Raw genomic sequence first — 4,615 nt, forward strand, 5'->3', positions numbered from 1 at the left:
ATCGAAGCCGACGTCCACGCTCCACTTTTCCCACTCAACGTGGTTCCCGCCGGTGACAGTGAAGCTTGGGCCTTCCGGCTGGGTGATGCTGATGGGCTTCTGGGTTTCGCGAAGGGGGCCGGTGAGCTCGGGGTCCGTGTAGTTTCCGTGCTCTGCAGGGATGGGCATGACGCCAAGGTCAATGACCTGGGTGACTTCCTTGTTGACCACGTCCACGTAAGCTACCAAGCCATCCACGGGGTGGGCCCATGCGCTGTCTTCCGGGAAATTCTGGACGAAGGCGAGGCCGCGCAGGATGCGGCGACCCTTCTCGTCGTCGTACTCAAAGACTCCGGCGGACAGGGGCGCGACGCGAACTTTAGCCACCTCCAGATCCCGGGACGCGAGCGCGGCGAGCCACCGTTCGTCAGTGGCGAGGAGTGTCTCGACTACCTCGAATTCCTCTTCCAGGACGGGGAGTTCGCCGGAGACTTTGGTATCCAGCTCGATGGCGGTGAGGATCTCGCCGCTGGTTACGGAGACGAGGACATCGCGCGGAGCTCCGCCGGAGATGTCGTGGATGAAGACGCGGAAGCGGCGGTCCTGCCCGGACTGGCCACGGGAGGGATCCACCAGCCCGAGGTACGCGATGCGCTTCCCGGCTCCCAGGTGGCCGGCGGCCTGCAGGATCCCCTGCACCTGGGAGATCTCGGCGCCTGTTGCCAGTGAGTACTGTGCTTCCGCGGTTGCTGTGTCAGTTGCTGTGGGCGTCATGGCTGCCTCTTGTCCGGGACCTATGATGGGTCAGGATTTATTTTCTATAGGTGTAGAGAATAACCAAAACGTAAGATGGGTCACAAGACCTGTCCGCCATTATTTTTACGGGAGCCCTGCCAGTGCCAAAGATTGTGGACCACGATCAACGACGCCTCGAACTGGTGGACGCAACCTGGCGGATCATCGCGCGGCTGGGCATGGAGGGGGCCACCATGCGGGAAATCGCAGAGGAAGCAGGCTTCGCCAACGGCGCCCTCAAGCCCTACTTCCCCACCAAAGACCTGCTCTTGACCTCGGCATTCGCGCACGTGTTCAACCGGACGAATCAGCGCATCGCCACCATGACGGAAGGGCTCTCAGGTGTCGCAGCTCTCCGCGGGTTCTGCGCCGAAGTCCTGCCACTGGATGAGGAACGCGTCAACGAAGCCCGGATCGTTATTCCGTTCTGGCAGAAGGCGCTCAACGACCCGGACATGGCCGCACTTCACAGCGAGTCCATGAGCCAATGGCACACCACCATCACCGATCATTGCGCAGCAGCCCGCACGGCAGGGGAGATGAACGCCCCCATCGCGGACGCCGCCGTCGCCGACCACCTGCTGAACATGATGCTCGGTGCGCAGATCGTGGTGGCATTGTCCCCCGCCGAGCATTTCTCGCAGGACCTGGCAGGGCAGTTGGATAGCTACCTGGCGCTGCTGGCAGGTTAGCTGGTGGCGCCGGACGCCACCACGCCGACGCCCAGTCCGGCGATCACGCCGCTGCTGACGCGCTCGACGACGGTGCTCACCTTGGGACGCTTGAGCCACCTCATCGCCTTGAACGCGACGACGGCGATCATCGACAGATAGGCGAAGGCGATGACGGCTACCACCACGCCCAAAATGAGCGAGGTGCCCATGGTGTCGCCACCGTGGGGGATGAATTGCGGAACAACGGCCAGGTAGAACAGCCCAACTTTGGGGTTGAGCAGCGTCGACAAAGCTCCGGCTCCGAGAGCGGACAGCCGGCTGTACGGGAGCGGGGTGTTCTCCGCGCCGTCTCCGGCCGCGGTGGCTTTGGCTGCTTTTGCGGCCTTCCGGGACTTAATGAATGACGAGACACCCAAGTACAGCAAATAGAGTCCGCCGGCAATCTTGACCCAGCGGAACAGTTCGGCGGACTGCTCCAGAATGGCAGCCAGTCCCACACCCACCAGCGCCGCCCACATGATTGCGCCTGCCGCGGACCCCGCCGCAGCCGCAATGCCCGCACTGGGACGGTTCAACGCAATACGCAGAACAAGGAACGTATCCGGTCCAGGCGTCACGGACAAGACCAGGCAGAGGCCAGCGAAGGCTGCGAGGGATGCAAGGGTCACAAGCTCGATTATCAGGCACGGGGCGCTCAACGGAAAGCGTTCGCTTCCCGTCAAGGGACGTTCGTGCATAGACAAGGCCCCCGCGCGTGACCCCGGCCACACTGGAAACATCGCCGCGCGCCTCAACGGCCGCCAAGACTTACTACCCGAGCGGAGTACCAATGGAGACTTACGACGCCCTGCTGGCCTCGATCACCCCAGCCCCAGGACAGAACAGCCGCACGATCCTTGACCCGGCAACGGGCGAGGCTGTCGGCGAAGCACCTGTTCACACAGTCGATGACCTCGAAGCAGCCATTTCGGCCGCCGCTGCCGCCCAACCCGCCTGGGCTTCCTTGGGCCACGACGCCCGGTCCGCTGCCCTCATGAAGGCCGCCGACGCCGTGGAACGTTCCGCTGAAGAACTTGCCCAACTCCTGTCCCGCGAACAGGGCAAGCCGCTAAATGGCCCCAACGCGCGCTTCGAAGTTGGCGCATGTGCTGCCTGGCTTCGCGCCACTGCGGCCACGCCGCTTGATCCTGAAACCGTGGTGGACGACGGCGAAACCCACGCCCAACTGCACTACCGGCCCATCGGCGTCGTGGGTGCCATTGGCCCGTGGAACTGGCCCATGATGATCACCGTGTGGCAGATCGCGCCGACCCTTCGTATGGGCAATGCAGTGGTGGTCAAGCCCTCCGAATACACACCGCTCTCCGTGCTGGCCTTGGCCTCGATCATCAACCAGGAACTGCCGGAAGGCCTTCTCTCGGTCGTCTCCGGTGGTCGCGACGTCGGAGCCCGCCTTGCGGAGCATCCGGTGATCGGCAAGGTCATGTTCACCGGCTCCACCGCCACAGGCAAAGCCATCATCAGGTCCTCGGCCGACACCGTCAAAAGGCTCACGCTGGAACTCGGTGGCAACGACGCCGGGATCGTCCTGCCCGATTCCGATCCCAAGGCCATTGCCGAGGGCCTGTTCTGGGGCGCGTTCATCAACACCGGCCAGACCTGCGCTGCGCTGAAGCGCCTCTACGTGCACGAATCCCAGTACGAGGCCGTCTGTTCAGAACTTGTTGCCGTGGCCGCCGCGATGCCCATGGGCAACGGTTTGGACGAGAACAACGTCCTCGGTCCCCTGCAGAACCGCCAGCAGTACGACATCGTTGCCCGCTTGGTTGAAGCCGCCCGCGAGTCGGGCGCCCGGGTCCTTTTGGGCGGAAACCCCGACGCCGATGCTCCCGGCAACTTCTACCCCACCACTTTGGTGGCCGACATCGACAACGACAACCCGTTGGTTGCCGAGGAACAGTTCGGCCCTGCCTTGCCGATCATCAAGTACAGCACCGTTGACGAGGCAGTCGCCAAGGCAAACGCGCTCGACGTCGGACTCGGCGCCTCAGTCTGGTCCTCCGACGTGAACGCCGCACGCGAAGTGGCGTCGCGGATCCAGGCCGGCACCGTGTGGATCAACAAGCATGGCGCCGTGGACCCGCGGGTCCCGTTCGGTGGTGCGAAGCAGTCCGGCTATGGCCTGGAGTTCGGGGCCGAGGGCCTCAAGGCGCTTGGTGTCCCGCAGGTTATCAACGGCTAAGCCGCACTTACCCAACCAGGTGACAGATAACGTCGCAATGAGCCCTCATAGCGACGTTATCTGTCACCTACTTTTGCTTTCCAGTGCTCCATTTTGGCCAGGCTGCGATCGCAACGATGATCGCGCCGCATGCACCTACGACGACGACGCCGAGCTCATGGTCGAATCTGGCGAAAATGGCGGCCCCCAGAGCCAACACCCCCGTTCCGGCAAGGAAGGGGCGGCGGGCACTGGCCGCCCAAGCGATGAGGGCAATTCCGAAGAACGGGCTGTATTGAAAGCCCAATGCGACGTCGGCGAAGAAGAACGCTACGGCTGCGAAACAGAGCAGCCCGGAGGCACTCGTCCGGTGAGCAAATCTTAGGCAGTAGAGATAGATGATGAGCGCTGAGATGAGGCTCAACGCGTGTGATGCGACCTGCCACGGCACTGTTGCCAGGACGTTCCCGCCCATCAGTCCTGAAATCAGGAATGCCCACAGAAATGTGAATACGCCGATGATCGTGCCCGCAAACCTTGCAACCCTCTGCTCGTTGATCTGCTGCGCCCTGTCCCCTTGGAACGTTGTTGCACCCGACATCAGCGGCCCCCAATCCTTGCTGCGAACCTAGGGCCGGTGGCACGCGCTTGTCCAGTCACAGGGTGGACGCGGTTGGGAAGCCGGGCGCCCAGCGTGTAAGCATGAGCATCATGGCCCAGAAGATTGCGTACCAAGGTGAGCCCGGAGCCAATTCGGATCTCGCGTGCAAGGAGATGTTCCCCGAGCTCGAAAGCGTGCCGTGCGCGAGCTTTGAGGATGCCTTTGAGCGAGTATCCACAGGCGAAGTGGATCTGGCCATGATCCCGATTGAGAACTCCATTGCCGGACGCGTAGCCGATATCCACGTCCTCCTCCCCCAGTCCAAACTCCAGATCGTTGGCGAGT

The 4,615-nt window shown here is 62.9% G+C and carries 5 protein-coding genes and 1 pseudogene; 3 read left to right on the forward strand and 3 right to left on the reverse strand.

The features are described from left to right. Positions 1 to 753 (reverse strand): annotated as a pseudogene (locus HP499_RS21070) (histamine oxidase); the annotation flags it as partial. Between the two features lie 122 nt (positions 754 to 875). On the opposite strand from HP499_RS21070, the gene HP499_RS21075 reads away from it, so the two are divergent. Continuing rightward, on the forward strand, positions 876 to 1,466 hold the full coding sequence (locus HP499_RS21075; protein WP_172326073.1) for a TetR/AcrR family transcriptional regulator: 591 nt from the start codon (positions 876 to 878) through the stop codon (positions 1,464 to 1,466). Here HP499_RS21075 and HP499_RS21080 read toward each other — a convergent pair. After that, positions 1,463 to 2,116, reverse strand: a complete 654-nt coding sequence (locus HP499_RS21080; protein WP_172326074.1) for a LysE family transporter — start codon at positions 2,114 to 2,116, stop codon at positions 1,463 to 1,465. The two genes, HP499_RS21075 and HP499_RS21080, sit on opposite strands and share 4 nt — an antisense overlap. 161 nt (positions 2,117 to 2,277) lie before the next feature. On the opposite strand from HP499_RS21080, the gene HP499_RS21085 reads away from it, so the two are divergent. Beyond that, entirely contained in the window at positions 2,278 to 3,690 is a 1,413-nt protein-coding gene (locus tag HP499_RS21085; RefSeq protein ID WP_172326076.1) for an aldehyde dehydrogenase family protein, read from the forward strand. Between the two features lie 67 nt (positions 3,691 to 3,757). On the opposite strand, the gene HP499_RS21090 is transcribed toward HP499_RS21085, so the two are convergent. Continuing rightward, positions 3,758 to 4,270 (reverse strand): hypothetical protein, encoded by a 513-nt coding sequence (locus tag HP499_RS21090; protein ID WP_172326075.1) that lies wholly within the window; start codon positions 4,268 to 4,270, stop codon positions 3,758 to 3,760. A gap of 110 nt (positions 4,271 to 4,380) precedes the next feature. Here HP499_RS21090 and HP499_RS21095 point away from each other — a divergent pair. Continuing rightward, the coding region (locus HP499_RS21095) for a prephenate dehydratase domain-containing protein (protein ID WP_305849756.1) at positions 4,381 to 4,615 on the forward strand (235 nt) is incomplete at its 3' end.

Source organism: Paenarthrobacter sp. CM16, assembly GCF_013179505.1.
Taxonomy (GTDB): domain Bacteria; phylum Actinomycetota; class Actinomycetes; order Actinomycetales; family Micrococcaceae; genus Arthrobacter.